This is a genomic window from Marinobacter sp. UBA3607 (assembly GCF_002375525.1).
Classification (GTDB): Bacteria; Pseudomonadota; Gammaproteobacteria; order Pseudomonadales; family Oleiphilaceae; genus Marinobacter; species Marinobacter vinifirmus.
In genome coordinates this window covers 7,493-8,768 of record NZ_DFLY01000006.1, presented here as the reverse complement: position 1 = coordinate 8,768, position 1,276 = coordinate 7,493, and the positions used below count along the sequence as shown (strand labels likewise).

Genomic DNA, 1,276 nt, shown 5'->3' with positions numbered 1-1,276 from the left:
TCCCGGTAAAGCGCGATGAACCACAAAAAAGCCCCGACCACCAGGGCCAGGGCTTTCAGGTAAACGAGGCGGAAAGCCTTATTTAACCTTCGGGTCCAGCTCGCCAGCGGCGTAACGCTCGAACATCTGCTCGAGGTTAACCGGCTTGATCTTGCTGGCCTGGCCGGCACAACCGAAGGCTTCGTAGCGAGCTACGCAGATGTCGGTCATGGCGACCATGGTGGCCTTGAGGAATTTGCGCGGGTCGAATTCGGCCGGGTTCTGGGCCATGAAGCGACGAACGGCGCCGGTAGAGGCAAGGCGCAGGTCGGTGTCGATGTTGACTTTGCGCACGCCGTGTTTGATGCCTTCGACGATTTCTTCCACCGGTACACCGTAAGTTTCCGGGATCTCGCCACCGAATTCGTTGATCACCTTCAGCCACTCCTGGGGTACGGAGCTGGAGCCGTGCATGACCAGGTGGGTGTCCGGGATGCGGGCGTGGATGGCTTTGATCTGGTCGATGGCCAGGATGTCACCTGTGGGCGGACGGGTGAACTTGTAGGCGCCGTGGCTGGTGCCGATGGCAATGGCCAGGGCGTCGACCTGGGTTTTCTGGACGAAGTCGGCGGCTTCTTCGGGATCGGTCAGCATCTGGCTGTGGTCCAGGGTGCCTTCGGCGCCAATGCCGTCTTCTTCGCCGGCCTGGCCGGTTTCGAGGGAGCCCAGGCAGCCCAGTTCACCTTCTACGGAGACACCACAGGCGTGGGCCATTTCAACGGTGCGACGGGTAACATCTACGTTGTATTCGTAGCTGGTCGGGGTTTTGCCGTCTTCACCCAAGGAGCCATCCATCATCACGGAGCTGAAGCCAAGCTGGATGGAGCGCTGGCACACGGCCGGACTGGTGCCGTGGTCCTGGTGCATAACCACGGGGATGTGCGGCCATTCTTCGATGGCGGCCAGGATCAGGTGGCGCAGGAAGGGGGCCCCGGCGTATTTGCGGGCACCGGCGGAGGCCTGGACAATGACCGGGGAATCGGTTTTGTCGGCGGCTTCCATGATGGCGCGCATTTGTTCGAGGTTGTTTACGTTAAAGGCTGGCACACCGTAACCATGCTCGGCGGCGTGGTCCAGAAGTTGCCGCAGCGAAATCAGGGCCATGGGTTGTCTCCTTCGTTGACTTTTGATGTTTGGATTCTTGGTTCTCCCGCCGACTCCGGCATGAAACGCTGCCTTGGAGTCTGCGGCGGAGGGTGGGGTAGGTCTTTCGCGGAACCGCTACGAGCACATCCAT

The 1,276-nt window shown here is 60.8% G+C and carries 1 protein-coding gene; it reads right to left on the bottom strand.

Annotation, left to right across the window (positions count from 1 at the left end):
* Positions 1–78: 78 nt before the first annotated feature.
* On the bottom strand, positions 79–1,143 hold the full coding sequence (gene fba, locus B2589_RS01440; RefSeq protein WP_286815382.1) for a class II fructose-bisphosphate aldolase: 1,065 nt from the start codon (positions 1,141–1,143) through the stop codon (positions 79–81).
* Between the last annotated feature and the right edge of the window lie 133 nt (positions 1,144–1,276).

Excerpts from the sequence above, each read along its gene's own strand:
- fba (WP_286815382.1), bottom strand. The coding sequence starts at position 1,143 with ATGGCCCTGATTTCGCTGCGGCAACTTCTGGACCACGCCGCCGAGCAT.